The sequence below is a fragment of the Rhizobium sp. R693 genome (genome assembly GCF_002211315.1).
Taxonomy (GTDB): domain Bacteria; phylum Pseudomonadota; class Alphaproteobacteria; order Rhizobiales; family Rhizobiaceae; genus Rhizobium.
On record NZ_LOKY01000001.1, the window covers coordinates 505063 to 520654 of the forward strand.

At 59.0% G+C, this 15592-nt stretch carries 14 protein-coding genes and 1 pseudogene; 7 read left to right on the plus strand and 8 right to left on the minus strand.

Going from position 1 to position 15592, the window contains the following annotated elements; translation table 11 throughout:
- Positions 1–11 precede the first annotated feature (11 nt).
- Positions 12–791 carry a WecB/TagA/CpsF family glycosyltransferase gene (locus tag ATY79_RS02470; protein ID WP_088702932.1) on the minus strand — a complete coding sequence of 260 codons (780 nt, stop codon included), beginning with the start codon at positions 789–791 and terminating at the stop codon, positions 12–14.
- A gap of 283 nt (positions 792–1074) precedes the next feature.
- On the opposite strand from ATY79_RS02470, the gene ATY79_RS02475 reads away from it, so the two are divergent.
- Both ATY79_RS02475 and ATY79_RS02480 read left to right on the plus strand, forming a co-directional pair.
- On the plus strand, positions 1075–2157 hold the full coding sequence (locus ATY79_RS02475; protein ID WP_088702933.1) for a glycosyltransferase: 1083 nt from the start codon (positions 1075–1077) through the stop codon (positions 2155–2157).
- Positions 2158–2257: 100 nt separating this feature from the next.
- Entirely contained in the window at positions 2258–2470 is a 213-nt protein-coding gene (locus ATY79_RS02480) for a hypothetical protein (protein ID WP_088702934.1), read from the plus strand.
- 255 nt (positions 2471–2725) lie between these two features.
- Here the strand turns inward: ATY79_RS02480 and ATY79_RS02485 are convergent, their stop codons facing one another.
- Positions 2726–3727: an EF-hand domain-containing protein gene (locus ATY79_RS02485; protein ID WP_088702935.1), complete on the minus strand. Its 1002-nt coding sequence runs from the start codon at positions 3725–3727 to the stop codon at positions 2726–2728.
- Positions 3728–3904: 177 nt separating this feature from the next.
- Between ATY79_RS02485 and ATY79_RS02490 the strand changes: the two genes are divergently transcribed.
- The 3 genes and pseudogenes from ATY79_RS02490 to flgK all read left to right on the plus strand — a co-directional run.
- Positions 3905–4564 (plus strand): TetR/AcrR family transcriptional regulator, encoded by a 660-nt coding sequence (locus tag ATY79_RS02490; RefSeq protein WP_088702936.1) that lies wholly within the window; start codon positions 3905–3907, stop codon positions 4562–4564.
- Between the two features lie 418 nt (positions 4565–4982).
- Positions 4983–5300 (plus strand): metalloregulator ArsR/SmtB family transcription factor, encoded by a 318-nt coding sequence (locus ATY79_RS02495; RefSeq protein WP_189637946.1) that lies wholly within the window; start codon positions 4983–4985, stop codon positions 5298–5300.
- 136 nt (positions 5301–5436) lie between these two features.
- Positions 5437–6194: pseudogene (gene flgK / locus ATY79_RS31945) on the plus strand (flagellar hook-associated protein FlgK); the annotation flags it as partial.
- Positions 6195–6221: 27 nt separating this feature from the next.
- Here flgK and kduD read toward each other — a convergent pair.
- The 3 genes from kduD to kduI are packed head-to-tail and all read right to left on the minus strand — an operon-like array spanning position 6222 to position 8172.
- Positions 6222–6974 (minus strand): 2-dehydro-3-deoxy-D-gluconate 5-dehydrogenase KduD, encoded by a 753-nt coding sequence (kduD, locus tag ATY79_RS02505; RefSeq protein ID WP_088702938.1) that lies wholly within the window; start codon positions 6972–6974, stop codon positions 6222–6224.
- Positions 6975–6981: 7 nt separating this feature from the next.
- Positions 6982–7320: a cupin domain-containing protein gene (locus tag ATY79_RS02510; protein WP_088702939.1), complete on the minus strand. Its 339-nt coding sequence runs from the start codon at positions 7318–7320 to the stop codon at positions 6982–6984.
- 9 nt (positions 7321–7329) lie between these two features.
- Positions 7330–8172, minus strand: coding sequence for a 5-dehydro-4-deoxy-D-glucuronate isomerase (gene kduI / locus ATY79_RS02515; protein WP_088702940.1), 843 nt, complete (start codon positions 8170–8172; stop codon positions 7330–7332).
- A gap of 227 nt (positions 8173–8399) precedes the next feature.
- On the opposite strand from kduI, the gene ATY79_RS02520 reads away from it, so the two are divergent.
- The gene (locus tag ATY79_RS02520) at positions 8400–9185 is read left to right on the plus strand and encodes a FadR/GntR family transcriptional regulator (protein ID WP_088702941.1); all 786 of its coding nucleotides are present in this window, start codon (positions 8400–8402) and stop codon (positions 9183–9185) included.
- Between the two features lie 61 nt (positions 9186–9246).
- Here ATY79_RS02520 and ATY79_RS02525 read toward each other — a convergent pair whose 3' ends face one another.
- The 3 genes from ATY79_RS02525 to ATY79_RS02535 are packed head-to-tail and all read right to left on the minus strand — an operon-like array spanning position 9247 to position 13796.
- Complete coding sequence (locus tag ATY79_RS02525; protein ID WP_088702942.1) at positions 9247–10683, minus strand: family 16 glycosylhydrolase; 1437 nt, start codon at positions 10681–10683, stop codon at positions 9247–9249.
- A 57-nt stretch (positions 10684–10740) separates the two neighbouring features.
- Complete coding sequence (locus ATY79_RS02530) at positions 10741–12048, minus strand: HlyD family type I secretion periplasmic adaptor subunit (protein ID WP_088702943.1); 1308 nt, start codon at positions 12046–12048, stop codon at positions 10741–10743.
- Positions 12045–13796 (minus strand): type I secretion system permease/ATPase, encoded by a 1752-nt coding sequence (locus ATY79_RS02535; RefSeq protein ID WP_088702944.1) that lies wholly within the window; start codon positions 13794–13796, stop codon positions 12045–12047. Before ATY79_RS02535 ends, ATY79_RS02530 begins: the two co-directional genes overlap by 4 nt.
- A gap of 850 nt (positions 13797–14646) precedes the next feature.
- Here ATY79_RS02535 and ATY79_RS02540 point away from each other — a divergent pair.
- Positions 14647–15237, plus strand: coding sequence for a sugar O-acetyltransferase (locus ATY79_RS02540; protein ID WP_088702945.1), 591 nt, complete (start codon positions 14647–14649; stop codon positions 15235–15237).
- The last annotated feature ends 355 nt before the right edge of the window (positions 15238–15592 follow it).

Consider the following 15592-nt stretch of genomic DNA (forward strand, 5'->3'; position numbering starts at 1 on the left):
CGTTGTCCCGATCAACGACCTGTGGACAAGGCCCGCAGCGCATGCCGGAGCATCGCATAGATGGCTACCGGATTGGTGGTCAGATAGCGCCTTGCCAGCCGACGCGGTTCAAGGAACATGCGGTAGAGCCACTCAAGGCCCATCTTTTGCATCCAGTGAGGTGCGCGTCTCTTGCTTCCGGCCAGAAAATCGAACAGGCCGCCGGAGGTCTTGATCAGGCCGACATTGTGCAATTTGTTGATGTTTCGAACGACAAACTGCTGCTCCAGCGGTACGCCGAATCCGATCCACAGAATGTCCGGAGCGGCCGCATTGATCGCCTGGACGACCGCCTCCTCCTCGGCGCGGTCGAAATAACCGTTGTGCCGGCCGGCAAAGCGAAGCCCCGGATAGGCCTTGGACATGTTCTCGACTGCTCGGGCGTTCACCTCTTCGCTGGCACCGAGGAAGTAGAAACTGACCCCGGCTTGCGCCGCGCGCTCCGCAACGGCATGCACGAGATCGGTCGTGGCGACACGCTCCGGCAATGGTTCGCCCGACGATAGCCTCGAGAAGATCACGACCGACATGCCGTCGGCATGAATCTGGTCGGCCTGACGCGTCATCGAGCGAAAATTGGCATCGTGTTCGCAAAGCGCGATCACCTGACCGTTTGCCGAGGTGGAATAGAAGGGGCGCCCGCCAGCGCCCCTGCGCTCGAGCGCTAATCGAATGAAGGCATCGGCGGAATCCTCCATCCCGGCCCGCACGATCGGCAAGCTTCCAAGCCGGTTCGTCGGCCACTCAGTCATCGAATAACTCAGATGCGCTGACGCACTGCTATGCCTAGTCATTCACGCACCTTCGAAAGGGGTATCAGTTCAGGAACCGCGCTGATAGTTAGCCGTTTCGATGAAGGATCGCTGCAAAACCTCTTGGTATAGTTAACCCCTGCTACACACATGATAATCGCAGGAACTCTGGCTGAAGATTGGGCAAGCGCTGGGCCTTAAAAATTGTAAGCCGACCTTTACGAAAAGACGGTATCAACGCTGTGTGGCACGCCCGTTGCTCATCTGTTTTAAAGGTCCCCCTATGGCGAAACGTCGCTATCTCGCACTGGTCTCCGACGCGGCCCAAACCTGCGGTGTCGAAGAGTTTGCGCGGCAGACTGGTCTGCGGCTCGCCAACCGGGCTGACAGGCATGTGCTTGACGGCGATATCCGCCGGCTCAAGGCGGCGCTTGTCCATGCGGACGCGGCCATCCTCAACTTCCCCGTTGTGGCCTGGAAGAAGAAACTTGCCGAACCGGTTGTCGCAGCGCTCACCATGCGGCTGCATCGCAAAGAACTCATCGTGGTGCTTCATGAATGGGACGCTCTCGATTGGAAGCGCCGCTTCGTGTTGGTGCCGGTGGTGATGCTCGCGACACGGATCCTGTTTTCAGCGCCTGAAGTAGCCGCCGAATTTGCCAAGAGCCCACTGTCTGCTCTGTCAACCAGACGGCGCGGCGTCATTCCCATCCCGCCGAACCTTGCCTTGCCCACCAGGCTGCATGACGGCTCCGTTGCCCGGACGCTCGATGAACAGAGCAAGGCCGGACGACTGATCCTTGGACAGTTCGGCTCGATCTACCCGAAGAAGCAGTCCACGGCGGTTCTGGAAATTGCCGCACGGCTTTTGGCCCTCGGTCACGATGTCGGCGTCGTTTTCGTCGGATCGTTCATCCGTGGCAGCGACAATGTGGAGCGCGATTTCTATGCACTGGCCGACAAGCTCGGCATTTCCGGCCGGGTCGCCGTGACGGGATATGTTGCCGGAGCCGAGGAACTCTTCGGAATTTTCAAGCACGTCGACGTCTTCTGCTATCTGTTTTCCGAGGGGCTGACGGCACGTCGGGCAAGTGTTCTGGCGGCAAGCTTTTCGGGAAAGCCCGTCGTCGTCAACGGGCCGCAGCGGCACGACGCCCTCTCGCACCATAGCCTCTTTCGCAAGCTGGTGGATGGCGGTGCGATACGCCTGGTCGACACCCATGCCGATGCAGACACGATGGCCGAAGCCGTGCTGGAGGCAACAAAGAGCAATGTCACATCGGTTGACGCAACGGCGGAGGTCGACGCCTTGTGGGGCGCCGTCATCGACGCACTTGACGATGAGCGGGTGGTCCCGCTTTCTTGAACATTTCGCAAATGCCTTGAGGGAACAATGGCTCGCGTGGATCGTTCTTTGGTTAAGCGACAAATGTGTCGCGAGGCCAGCTGAAAGGACGTGATTCGACATGGAAATGACGGAGGGCCGCCGGATTGCAGAGGAATATCTCAGGCTTGGCGGAAAGCGACGCGTCAAGATTGACGATAACCAGCAGACGGTACGCGCATGGGAAGCGGATCCGCCTGCCGCGGAGCAGTTCTGGCATGATCGTGTCGAGGGTTTGGAAGCACGCCGCCGCAGAGAGGTCGAGTTCTTCCTGCCGTCGATCAATTCCCCTTAAAACCGGCGTGGGGAGCCGGAAGGCCACTTTCTGGCCCGGACAGTCCGGCCAGCTGACAGATGTCGTCTGGGCAAAGGGCGCAACCAACCGGAATGAAGCCCCTTGAATGAAGCCGCTTGGCCTAGCGCTCAGCCCACCAGCCATCCGGGACCAGGGACAGAGCGATGCACAAGGCTTTGAAAACCGGGGGCGTCAGCTATTTGAAAGGGTGGATGCCCTTCAATGACGCCCCCGGCCTGAGAGGGCAGTTTCGTCCTAAATCACGAATGCCTGCACCTGTGCCTCCTCGCTTTCGAAGTCCGGGTACCGGAAATCAGCTGACGGTGGCAGCTGGGGCTTCATTGCGTCGACAAACTGATCCTTGGTGATCGACCCGGCGCCGTCGGTATCCAAGCTTTCGAACAATAGGGTTGCCTGCTCTTCGCTCACATCGTCGGGCCGCCCGGCAGCAAACTCTTCCTGGCTGATGACACCGTCGCCGTCGGTGTCCAACGAGCTAAACAGGTCTGACAGTGTATGGTCCGAGGATGTCGACGACGCCGGCGGTGAGCCGGCGCCCATCAGCGGCGCATTTGTCGACATTGCCTCCTGCAGCTGGTCGGCCGTCAGCGAGCCCGAACCTTCCGTGTCAAAGCTGTTGAAAAGATTTGCCGCCTGCTCCTCGCTCACATCAGACGGACGCCCTGCAACGAACTCTTCCTGGCTTACGACACCGTCGCCGTCCGTATCCAGGGAGGCAAACAGATCAGAAGATGAGACGTCCGACGCTGATGACGACAATGGCGCAGGCGCAGGTCCTGCCCCCATCGGCGACGCATTTCTTGACATTGCCTCTTGCAACTGATCGACCGTCAGCGAGCCCGAACCTTCCGTGTCAAAGCTGTTGAAGAGATTTGTTGCCTGGTCCTCGCCTACATCAGACGGACGCGCTGCAACGAATTCGGCCATACTGACCTGCCCGTCGCCATCCGTGTCCATTGATGTGACGAGATCATCTTGCGCCGTATCGGCGCCGGACTGGTCGCCGCCAGATGTGGTTTGGCCTTGCTGCATGCTCATCAGCATGGACATCAACTGAGACAGCAGTTTTTGCGCACTGTCGATCAGTGCGCTGTCATCCGACGCTGTCGAGGAAACTCCGCCCGAGCTCGCGGCAGCGGTGACATTAGAGGAAATTGATTGACTTTCAGTGGTAGCCGAAGCGAGTTTCGTGTACCGGTAGGACGTGGTGGCCGATGTCGACGCGATTGTTGTCACAGAGCGCTCCTATGCGACGAAGATGGGTGGGGCGACGCATTACAGAACTGATAAGTTCTCTAATAGGAGAGAACTCAACTCGCAACAACAAGGCTGCGGGCAAGAAGTCGTAGTTGACATTGCCCGCCTACTGGACCGCCGATTCGGTGGCCGGAACGCTATAGGCCGGTGATTTATATGGATGATTCAGGCAATTCCCCGGCAATCGGACAACTGGCTCGACCCCGCGGGCGCCCGAAGGTCTCCAGCGATGAGGACAAGAGGACCCACATCGTCGAGGCGGCGCGCAAGGTTTTTGTGGAGCACGGTTACGCCGGCACGACGACGGCACTTGTTGCGCGTCGCTGCAATATCTCCAAACAGACCCTGTACAAGCTCTTTACCAGCAAGGAAGAGCTCTTTGCTGCGATCGTTGTGGCCCATCGCAGAATGATGTTGGACCTTCCCCGCCCCGAGGAGGAAGACCTGCCGATCGCCGACGCGCTTCATCAGATCTTCATGATCGACATCGAGGAAGCAGAAGACGAGGAGCGCGCCGCGTTCATTCATCTCGTGATGCGGGAGGCTGGGCAATTTCCCGAACTGCGCGATGTCCTTCACGAGGAGGGAATGATCCGGTCCAGGCAAATGCTGGCGCAGTGGCTTGCCGAACAGGAAGCGCGCGGCAAACTGACAATAGCCGATCACGAAAGCGGCGCGCGCATGCTGATGGATATGATCTTCGCAGGCATGGGGCCGCCGGAGGGACAGGCACAGGCCTGGCCCGACCGGAACGCACGCAAGAACCATCTGGAGCGATGCATAAGCATATTTGCGCGCGGCGTGGCTGCTTGCTGATTCGGTATTGCCTGATGTGCCGCGGCAATTGCGGCCGCGAGCCACAGAAATACAGAACCAATTCGTACTAAAAATCGTCCTTTTTCGTAGAAAAGCCATAAAATTCAGTCTTTTCAATCTGAAAGGCAACTATTTTAACGATCTGTTTAATCCTATGGACGATCGTCCCGCCAAGGCCTTTCAATCCGGTGAACATGATGTCCACTCTTCTTAATCGGCACGATCAGCGACGTGTCGAGATCGCGAACCTGCAGCCGCGACGATCTGGTCGTAGCCCATGTTCCGGCGCGGCGTCGCCTTCAGGGCCAATCATGCGGCCGAACTAGTCCGCACAAAAGCCTGCATTTCAATCCGTCCATTCAGCGCTGCCGAGCTTGCGCGTGCAGCGAGGGCATTCCTTATCCTTCTTGAAGCATCCATGACCCGTCATTCTGGGAATCCGAATATCAAATCAATGGCCGAGCACCTGTCCGTACTTGGAAATGCGAACCGTTTGGCCATCCTCGACCATCTCTCCTCCGGCGAGCTTCACGTCAGCGCGCTTTCGAAGATGCTGAACCTTGGTCAGTCGGCACTATCCCAGCATCTCGCCATTATGAGAGCTTGCCAGTTCGTCACGCCACGGCGGGTATCACAGGCAATATTCTACTCGGTTTGCAAGGACCCCATCCTGCTCACGCTCGAGTGTACGCGTGATCTGCTCCGCCGATCTGGCGATCGCCCTGACGAAGGTTAGCCGACGCGGTCTTCGAGGATGACGCAACGCGGTGATAAAACGCTGGCGATCCGTCAGGGAATCATTTATAGAACCACTGGGTTCTGTAATGAATTACAGACTGTGCGCCTTGATGAAGATGTGTCTTCTGGCGCTCTCTCGGCTGAATGGAGCGGGGCTCGGTGTTACCAGCTCGCTCAATGGCACGCAGGAAGATGCGCTGCTGAAACAATATTTGCGGGCAAGCGAAAGCGACAGTGGCCAACAACGACTATGAGACGTCCCCAAGCGCCTATCTCTCGGCATTTCAGACCGCGCTCCAGACATTCGCGACGTCGCCGAGCAGCACCACCGCCGCCCAGGCGGCGGTGACTGCCGCGCAGGAGCTGGCAAACTCCCTCAACGAGGCGAGCGATGCCGTCCAGGCCGTCAGACAAGACGCAGAGATGCTGAAATCGCCTCGCAAGTCGACACCCAAAACAGCCTCCTGGCGCAGTTCCAGACTGCAAACGACGCAGTCAAAGTCGCGCCCGCGACGGGCACAGATACGTCGAGCGGGCGTGACGAGCGAGACGCGCTGCTCAAGCAGATATCGTCGGTTGTCGGGTGAGCGCAGTCACGCGCGACAACAATGACATGGCGCTTTATACGAGCGACGGGACGACAGTCTTCGATACGACGGCGCGAAGCGTCACCTTCAAGGCGACCACCACCTATGTCGCCGGGACTAAGGGAAATGCCGTCTATATCGATGGGGTCGCGCTTGCGGCCGCAGACGGCTCCACGACGTCGGCACAAGGGAGCCTTCAGGCGCTGCTTCAAATCCGCGACTGCGTCGCGCCGACGTTCCAGTTGCAACTCGACGAGATTGCAAAAATCGCTCGTCTCGGCTTTTCCGAAACCGACGGCAACACCCCGTGTAACCGAACGGACGGCGAACCGCTAGCGCGCCAGCCATCCGCCATCGACGGGCAGGACAATGCCGTGGACATAGTCGGAGGCCCGTGACGCCAAAAAGACCGCCGCGCCGCCGAGTTGTTCAGGATGACCCCATTGGCCGGCCGGGATGCGGGCAAGGATTTCGGCGTTGCGGCCCGGATCCTCTCGCAAGGCCGTGGTATTGTTGGTCACGAAATAGCCCGGCGCAATGGCATTGACGTTGATGCCCTTGGCCGCCCACTCGCAGGTTAGAAGACGTGTCAAGCCGGCAAGTCCACTCTTCGAGGCCGTATAGGAAGGAATGCGGATACCGCCCTGGAAGGACAATAGCGAGGCGATGTTGATAATCTTGCCGCCACCTCTTTCCAGCATATGCCGGGCAGCAGCCTGCGACAGGAAGAAGACGCTCTTCAGGTTGATGTCGATGACCGCATCCCAATCGGCCTCCGTGAAGTCGATGGCATCGGCGCGGCGGATAATGCCGGCATTGTTGACCAGGATGTCGAGCTTGCCGAAGGTCGCCACCGTTTCGTCGACGATGGCCCTTATCGGCTCGATCGAACCGAGATCGGCCTTGATGGCGTGAAAGCCTGCGCCGGTTTTGCGAACCGCAGCCTCAGTTTCGTCCATCGACGAGCGGCCGACGGCAACGATCGAAGCACCGGCTGCAGCCAGCGCGATGGCGATCGCCTGGCCAAGACCGGTATTGGCACCGGTGACCACGGCCACCTGGCCGGAAAGGTCGAACATGATCATCTGAGCCTCACGTCAGGAATTCGGCGCGATGTGGCGTGAAGGTGTCGATCAGCCGGCCCTTCTCCAGCGCCTTGACCCCATGCACCAGGTTAGGAGGAACGATGAAGCTCCCACCCTGATCCAGGACTTCGGTGCGGCCATCGATCGTCACCTCGAAACTGCCTTCCGCCACATAGCTTGCCTGAATATGCGGATGCGAATGCTGTGCCCCGACGGCATCCTTTTCGAAGGCGACCTCCACCATCATCATCTCTGGCAGATAGGTCATGACGCGGCGGGTTACGCCCGGTTCCGGATTAACCCACCTGGCACCCTCGGCCGATACGAACAGATCACTTGTTGTCATCGCTCATCCTCACTTCAGATCTTCGATGGCGACGAGATCGACATCGGTATAATCGACATTGTCGCCGGCCATTGCCCAAATGAACGCATAGCTCGACGTGCCGGCCCCGGAGTGGATCGACCAGCCCGGCGACAGGATCGCCTCCTCGTTCTTGACGATGAGGTGGCGCGTCTCCTCAGGCTCGCCCATCAGATGCAGGACGCGGGCCTTTTCCGGCAGATCGAAATAGAGATAGGCCTCCATGCGTCGGTCATGCACATGGCAGGGCATGGTGTTCCACACCGATCCCGCCGCAAGCGTCGTCATGCCGACGACGAGCTGGCAGGTTCTGGCGCCCTCCGGATGGATGAACTGAAAGATCGAGCGCTCGTTGCTGGTCGCCTGAGAGCCCAGATCGACCCGCTTGGCAGCGGCGATGCCGATGTGTTTGGCAGGGTGGCGGACATGGGCCGGGGCGCTCAAAAGGTAGAATTTTGCGGGCTGCTCGGCGGCAACCGACTGGAACGTCACCGAACTCCCCATGCCGGCATAGACCATGTCGCGGGTGCCGGCCCGAAATGCCTCGCCGTCAACGGCAACAATACCCGCACCGCCAATGTTGACTGCAATCAGCTCGCGCCGGGCAAGAAGCGCGTCGGTGCCGGCTGGCTTGATCGTTTCCAGTGCCAGTGGAGCAGACGTCGGCATCGCGCCACCGACAATCATCCGGTCGTAGTTGGTGTAGTGTAGTTGAATGCGCCCTGGCACAAAGAGCGGTGACAACAGGAAATTGTCGCGCAACTCGGCCGTGCTGAACCTTGCAGCCGTCTTCGGGTCGATCGCGAAGCGGCTGGTAAAATCGGTGTGGTTCATTGTGCCCTCCCAGAACCCTTGGTTAAATTCATCATACATATTGATCGAAACTTGGCAATATATGGTTCAAATCGCGCTCGAAGCAGACCGACGTTCATTTCATTAAATTATTGATTATATTAAGTATTTCCATCACTTCCTATTACCTTAGGCAATTTTTGTATGATGACTTTTGCACAGTTGTCTTAATCCCTCGATCGGGATATGCTCAGGCATCATTCACGGACATGACGACGCTCTTGAACACCGTTTCGGTCGATCCTAATTCATCCCGAAGACAGAAGCTTTCCGAACGGATTGCCGGTTCACTTCGCCAGGATTTTCTCTCGGGCCAGATCGTCCTTGGCCAGAAGTTGCCGACAGAAAGCCAGCTTGCCTCGACTTTCGATGTCAGCAGAACCGTCATTCGCGAAGCAATCGCTGCCCTCGTGGCCGATGGATTGCTGGAGACGAGACAGGGCGCGGGCATCTTCGTGATCGGCCATCATGGCCATCAGCCGCTTGGCGGCCCAATCTTAAGGCAGGACCGATCAAGCAACATATCGCACGCGCTGAACGTGCTGGAGGTTCGCATCGCGCTTGAAACAGAAAGTGCGGCGCTGGCTGCGGCCCGCAGAAATGCGTCACAGGAAGCGCAGATCCAGGAGAGCTTTTTCGAATTCGATCGCCTCCTTAAGCTTGGCAAGCCGACGGGCCAGGCCGACTTCGCCTTCCACCGGTCCATTGCCGAGGCGACCAACAATCCTTTCTACGTCGAAGTTCTCGACGCACTCGGGGAGCGTACGATTCCATGCGACGTCAATTCGCCGTACGCCGCCGAAGACGTGCTCTCGTTTGGCTATCAGGCCGGATTGCAGAAAGAGCATCTCGCAATATTGAACGCAATTTCTGCAAGCGATGCTGCGGGCGCGCGTGATGCCATGCGCGCTCATCTGTCGGCAAGCCAGGAGCGATATCGCGAACGCCTGCGTGATCGGCGAACGCGATATCAAAGCGCTGTCGAGGCAATCTGACAGACGCCCGGTGAAACGGTTTCCGTCAACTTGCCCTGATCCTACGGCTGGGAACCGCCCGTCAAATGTGCCAATCAGTGCCCGCACTGGCTTCGGCGGTCGCCTGCACCGGACTGTCGGCGAGCGCATAGGCCCTGATGTAGTCGATGTGCATTTCCGAACCATTCACCAGACCGTTCGACGGCGTTCCCGCCGACCCGCCGACAGCAAGGTTGACCAGCATGTACATGGGATCGTGCATGTCGGCGGGTGTGTCCGTCTGCGCAACGGCGACATCGTCGAAGTACCAGGTGATGTGATCCTCGTCCCAGAGGACGCCATAGTTGTGGAACCCTTCCGTGCTCGCCACCTTGACAGGAAAGGACGTCATCGTGTGGGCGCCGCCATGATCGCTGTGTACGGTGACATTGACGGTGTTCGGGTCCTGCCCGCGCATCTCCACGACATCGAGTTCTGGCGGCCAGGAGCCGTCTTCCGGGAGGAGCCAGAAGGCTGGCCAAACACCCTGCTCTGTCGGCATGTCAGCGCGAATTTCGAAGTAGCCATAGGTCTGGGCAAAGGATGAATGTGTGTTCAAAAGACCGGATGTGTAGTCATAGCCGTCTATCTGCGATTGGATCGCCTGCGAGGCAGGCTCAGCAGAAATCGTCAGTACGCCATTGCTGACCGAGAACGGATTTGCCGCTGCGGTCGGCGCGTAGGACGGATTGATATACCATTGAAGCTCGCCATTGCCCGTCAACGAGCTGCCGCGTTCCGGCGCCCACCAGAATTTCGCATCCCATGTCCCTTGATCGCCGCTACGCAAGGAGAGGCTATTGAATTCGTCGTCGAAGGTCAGCGCCAGATTGGAACGGTCGAGGGTCAATTGAAATTGGCTGGCATGCAGATCCGAAGCCTCGGTGTTGGCGAAGACCAGGCTCTCGCCACCACCGAGATCCAGCCGCAGATTGGCACCCTCCTGAGTGGTATGAGCCAGAACCTGTTCGAAGGACGAAAGCCCGTAACTGTTCAGCCGGACAGTGTCGTCACTGCTGAAATCGACGATCAGATCGCTCCCGTGACCGCGGGTGAAGATGAACGTGTCCGCCCCGCCTGCGCCGATCAGCACGTCGTTGCCGGCACCGCCGTCGATCGTCTGGCTTCCCGAGGCTCCGGAGATGATGTTGTCTTGCGCGTTACCGAAGGCATAGCGCCCGTTGCCTGTCACGGTCAGATTCTCGAAATTCTCCGGAAGCGTATAGCTCATCCAGGTGCTGATCGTATCGACGCCGGCACCGGGTTCTTCCACCGCACGGTTGATGCTGGAATAGAGATAGTAGATGTCGTCGCCTGTTCCCCCGTGCATCGTCACGTTGACGGAGCTGTCACCCCATATGGAATCGTTGCCCGATGTGCCGTTGAGCACGGGTCCTGAACCGGTCGCGGAGAACCATGCGGTTGAGGCGCCGCTGTAAAACAGCGGTTGGCCGACGGCGTTTTGTATTGACTTTGCCATTATCAACTCCTTCGGGTTTTAATGCGTCTCAATGTCTTCCTCCTCCTGCTGCTGTCGCTACTCCTCCCGAAATGCACGAGCCAACTGATCCGTGAACGGCTTTGCAAGATAGCCAAGCGCCGTGCGCTCGCCGGTTTCGATGAAGGCTTCGACGGGCATTCCGGCGACCGGCGCCAATGCGCCAAGTCTTTGCCATTCTTTCTCGGGCACCGCGACGCGAAGCGTGTAGTAGGATTGACCGGACCGTGCGTCCGTCGTCAGGTCGGCCGAGATGGATGCAACGCGCCCCTGCAGTTCGGGCGTGGTGCGATAGCTGAAGGCGGTAAACCGCAAACTGACGTCCTTGCCGATCGCGACCTGGTCGACATCCTGTGGCGACAGCTTCAGTTCGGGTGTGAGCAGGTCGTGATCGGGGACGATCTGCATGATCGCCTCAGCCGGCGCGACCACGGCCCCCGATGCATGGACGGCGAGTTGATGGACGACACCGTCCTGCGGTGCCCTGATGTCGACGTGCCGCAACTCGTCCTCCATCGCAACGCGCCGCTCTTGATATTCTCCACTGTCGCCCTCGGCCTGCCTGAGCTGCTCGGACACCTCGCTTCGGTTATCGTCACCCACCTGGATGATCTGCAGCTCCGTTTCGGCGATCTTTCCCTTGATTTCGGCTGTGGAGGCAAGGAGACTGCCAAGCTCTCCGGTCAAGTCGGCCGCATCGCGTTGCAGAGAATAGACCCGTGTCGCCGGGATGACGCCGTCTCGAAGCAAGGGCTCGAGACTTGCAAGTTCCTTGTTGATGATGGCGATCGCGCGGCGCTTGCCCTCCTGCTGCGCCGTCAGGCCTTCTGCCTGTTGGTCAAGCTGATGAACCCGCTCGCGCAGCTGCGCCGTCTTTCCCCTCAGCGAGGCCCGACGGTCGTCGAACAGCCGCTGCTCGGCACTCACGAGGGCCGCAGCCTGCGTCGCATCGGTGCCGTTTACCACGGGCGGAAACAGGATGGCATCACGCCCGTCGCGCTCTGCCGAAAGCCTTGCGGATCGTGCCGCAAGCTCCCTCAACCGCCGCGATATGATCGCCAGATTCGCCTTCGCCTGGGTGTCGTCGAGATGGACCAGGATCTGGCCAGCCCTGACGCGATCGCCATTGGCGACGAAGACCTGCCCCACCGTGCCACCCTTCTGGTGCTTTACCGGCTTGACATAGCTGTCGACGACCAGCGTGCCCTGCGCAATTACCGCGCCGTTGATGCGGATCGCCGAGGCAAGTCCGCCAAGCACGCCGACAAGAAGGATCCCGGTGGCAACGGCAAGCAGAGTGAGGCGGCGGATCGCCCTTTCTGTCGTTGTTACGGCAGCTCTGATCATGACGACGCCCCCTCGCCAGCGCGCAACAGTCGGACGAAGGAACCAGTGGCGGCCACCGGCTTTGGTCCCGTCTTGAGAACATCGCCCTTTGGACCGAACGCTTTGGCGCGACCGCCTTCGAGAACCAGCACCTTGTCGACGACAGAGAGTGCGCTCGCCCGGTGGGCAATGATCAACACGACCCCTTGACGCGAGCGAACACTCTCGATCGCCTGGGCGAGTGCCAGCTCACCTTGAACATCGAGATTGGAATTCGGTTCGTCGAGTACGACGAGGAACGGATTGCCGTAGAGTGCCCTGGCCAACCCGATGCGCTGTCTTTGGCCCGCCGATAGGGCCGCTCCTTGCGCGCCGATCAGTGTGTCGAAACCATCAGGAAAGCCCACAATCATTTCATAGACGCCTGCGGCCCGGGCAGCCGCAATGACCAACTCCGAAGACGCTTGCGGATCGAAGCGGGCGATGTTGTCGGCGATTGTCCCCTCGAACAACGATACGTCCTGCGGCAGATAACCAACGTGGCGCCCGAGCGCTGCCGGCGCCCATTGTGAAAGCGACGCTCCGTCCAGCCTGATGTCTCCGCCAAAGGCCGACCAAAGCCCGACGACACCCCGCGCCAGCGAAGACTTGCCCGAGGCGCTCGGACCGATGACGCCTACGGCTTCACCCGCTTTGACCTCGAAAGACACGCCGCGAATGATCGGCGTTTTCGAGCCCGGAGCTCCGAGGTGAAGGTTATCCACGATCAGCGACTGCGAAGGTGCAGGCAGCGCGACCTCACGCGGCCTTTTGTCAGAGAGGCTGGCCTCGCGGTCGAGCCTGGACCAGGCCTGGCGCGCAGCTGCAAAACCTCGCCAATGTGCGATGGCAAGCTCGATCGGGGCGAGCGCGCGGCTAACGAGAATGGAGCTTGCAATCATGATGCCGCCGGTTGCCTCCTGGCGAATGACCAGTATGGCGCCCACCGCCAGCACGGCGGATTGCAGCAACATGCGCGCGGAGCGCGATAGCGTCGAAAGCGAGTTGACAACAGCGGCAGTGCGTAAGTGACTGTCGAGGTGGCGTCGGTTGACCTCGTCCCAACGCGTCGAAAGCGCCCCCGCAAAGCCCATTCCGACCACCGCTTCGGAGTTGCGCCTCGCGGTTTCGGCAAATGCCATTCGCTCGGCCAGGATCGTGACCGTCTCCCTCGTCGGCTGGCGCGACTTGAGCTCGGCAAGCAGCGCCAGGCCCGTTAGGATCAGGGCGCCAGCCGCCGCCGTGACGCCAATCCAGTGGTGAAACAGGAAGCAGAGCCCAAGATAGAACGGCATCCATGGCAGATCGAACAGCGCTCCTGGTCCCGGGCCAGACAGAAACCCACGAACGGTGTCGACATCGCGGATCGTCTGCAGACCATCTCCGTGTGACGGCTTGCGCGATGCTGACAGGGCGACCGAGAGAAAGGCACGCCCCGAGTACCGCTCGTCGACTGCCCGTCCAATCTGTCCCAAAAGCAGGGATCGCGTAAGATCAAGCAGCCACTGGAAGGCAAAAAGGGCCACAACGATTACGATCAAACCGACAAGAGTGGGCATGCTGCGGCTGGGAATGACGCGATCATAGACCTGCAGCATGAAGAACGAACCGGTGAGCGCCAGGACGTTGACGAGGCAACTGGTCACGCCAAGTCCCAAAGCACCGACACGCAACGACGAGAAGAGACCAAAGAGAGGTCGAGGCTGTGAAAGGGGGCCGGTTTCAGACAAATGGGCTCCTTTGGGTCATGTCTCAGACACACCGTTGAAGAAGCGCCGGTGGTCCGCAAAATCGAGATCTTTTGCCTAGACTGGGCCAAAAGGGGTCGGATGACGACCGCAAACAGCAGCATCTGTTCCACTTAGTGCTAAACCGCCAAACCAGGCGTTAAGCGCGAAGTGATGTTCCAGTCACGTCGTTAATCAACTGTCTTCTTCCGAGTGCAAGATGTGATTGCCGCCCAGCCGATCAGTACTTAGGAGCGCGCTTCAGGAAGCGAATAAAATTGCGGTTGCATTTGCGCTTGGATATGCGTTTCAAACCGAGGTTTCGGGGCCTCGCAAGTTTCGCTTGGAGCGATCTCGCACAAATGATCTTCGCGATGCAGCGGATCGGCGAGCAACAAACGCCAACGCCCAAGCGACCGGACGCGTCCAGCAGCATTGAACCAAGTATCGCACTGGATCGCGAAGCCTTCGACTAGCGCAATTGAGCGAGTTACATGCCGAAACTGAAGTGACAAAATCCGAAGCAAAGGTCGCTGTTGACGGGAAACGAACTGCCGGTTACGCATTTAGGTATGGAAATGAGCTGAACCAGAATGGTTCAACAACCACCTCATGACCTCCTGAAGAACGAAACTGAGCCAAGTTAATACTTGCATATTGCTCACTCAATGACTGGCCGCAACGGACCGACTGCAGTCATCGGCAGGTGACCGCTCTGCGTCAAAAGGAGAGATCCTTCCGAGCGTCGATGAAGGCCGCTCTCCGCCCCGATTGCGGTCGTTGCGACCTGTTTGATTCCCTGTTTGCTTCATGGCCCCACATTAGAACAGCACGCAACCTTGAAGGAGGCTACATGACGCTCGATCAGCAGTTTGAACTTATCCGTTCCGGGAAGATGTATAACGACCTTACGCCGGAACTTGTCTCCGCCCGCGAGAAGGCCGTCTTCCTGTCGAATGAGTATAACGCTAGTTTCGGAAAAGCGGCTGATGTCAGAGAGGCAATCCTTCGAAAATTGCTAGGTGCTGTGGGTAATCAGGCTCATTTCGAGCCCACCTTCCGCTGCGAATTCGGTCGCAACATCCGCATCGGCAACAATTTCTATGCCAACTTCGATTGCGTCATGCTCGACGGTGGCGGCATCGAGATCGGTGACAACGTTCTGTTCGGGCCACGAGTGGGTATCTACACATCCAACCATGCCCTGGATGCTGACGAACGCGCTGCGGGAGCCTGCTACGCTAAACCCGTGAAGATCGGGAACCGTGTTTGGATCGGCGCTGGAGTGCACATCAACCAGGGTGTCTCCATTGGTGACGGAGCCATCATTGGCTCAGGTAGCGTCGTAACGAAGGATATACCGGCAGGCGTCATCGCTGCAGGCGTTCCATGCAAGGTGCTCAGGTCAATTACCGACGCGGATAAGACTGGGTTCATGCCTTGATAGACTGCTGGCCTTTCGTACTCGCCGCGTCCGCTCGTTGCCACTTTGACGGAGCTATTGCAGACCTCCGCCGTTGACATTTCCGCCATCCCCGGCGCTGTGGCGGGACTCAACATGGCACGACGCACCGTGCCGTGGTCAATGTGTGAGAGAAGCAGCTTGCTTATTTCCGACGTGTGGACAGCGTTCAAAAGCATCTCTCTAGGCGGTGCTAACAAGCCGGAAGCGTTCAAGCACCTCGACACACATGTGGCTCGTTTCTGATCGTCTCAACAACTCAATGGCGTCGGTGATTGGGGTCCGCATCCTCGCGGATAGCCAGGCAAATTGCGGCCGCTTGCGAGACTTCTCTGTT

What these genes read in the sequence shown, in the direction of transcription:
- ATY79_RS02530 (WP_088702943.1), bottom strand. Translation starts at nt 12,048, where the DNA reads ATGATCAGAGCTGCCGTAACAACGACAGAAAGGGCGATCCGCCGCCTC.
- ATY79_RS02525 (WP_088702942.1), bottom strand. Translation starts at nt 10,683, where the DNA reads ATGGCAAAGTCAATACAAAACGCCGTCGGCCAACCGCTGTTTTACAGC.
- ATY79_RS02510 (WP_088702939.1), bottom strand. Translation starts at nt 7,320, where the DNA reads ATGACAACAAGTGATCTGTTCGTATCGGCCGAGGGTGCCAGGTGGGTT.
- kduD (WP_088702938.1), bottom strand. Translation starts at nt 6,974, where the DNA reads ATGATCATGTTCGACCTTTCCGGCCAGGTGGCCGTGGTCACCGGTGCC.
- ATY79_RS02475 (WP_088702933.1), top strand. Translation starts at nt 1,075, where the DNA reads ATGGCGAAACGTCGCTATCTCGCACTGGTCTCCGACGCGGCCCAAACC.
- ATY79_RS02470 (WP_088702932.1), bottom strand. Translation starts at nt 791, where the DNA reads ATGACTGAGTGGCCGACGAACCGGCTTGGAAGCTTGCCGATCGTGCGG.
- ATY79_RS02520 (WP_088702941.1), top strand. Translation starts at nt 8,400, where the DNA reads ATGACGACGCTCTTGAACACCGTTTCGGTCGATCCTAATTCATCCCGA.
- kduI (WP_088702940.1), bottom strand. Translation starts at nt 8,172, where the DNA reads ATGAACCACACCGATTTTACCAGCCGCTTCGCGATCGACCCGAAGACG.
- ATY79_RS02480 (WP_088702934.1), top strand. Translation starts at nt 2,258, where the DNA reads ATGGAAATGACGGAGGGCCGCCGGATTGCAGAGGAATATCTCAGGCTT.
- ATY79_RS02490 (WP_088702936.1), top strand. Translation starts at nt 3,905, where the DNA reads ATGGATGATTCAGGCAATTCCCCGGCAATCGGACAACTGGCTCGACCC.
- ATY79_RS02540 (WP_088702945.1), top strand. Translation starts at nt 14,647, where the DNA reads ATGACGCTCGATCAGCAGTTTGAACTTATCCGTTCCGGGAAGATGTAT.
- ATY79_RS02495 (WP_189637946.1), top strand. Translation starts at nt 4,983, where the DNA reads ATGACCCGTCATTCTGGGAATCCGAATATCAAATCAATGGCCGAGCAC.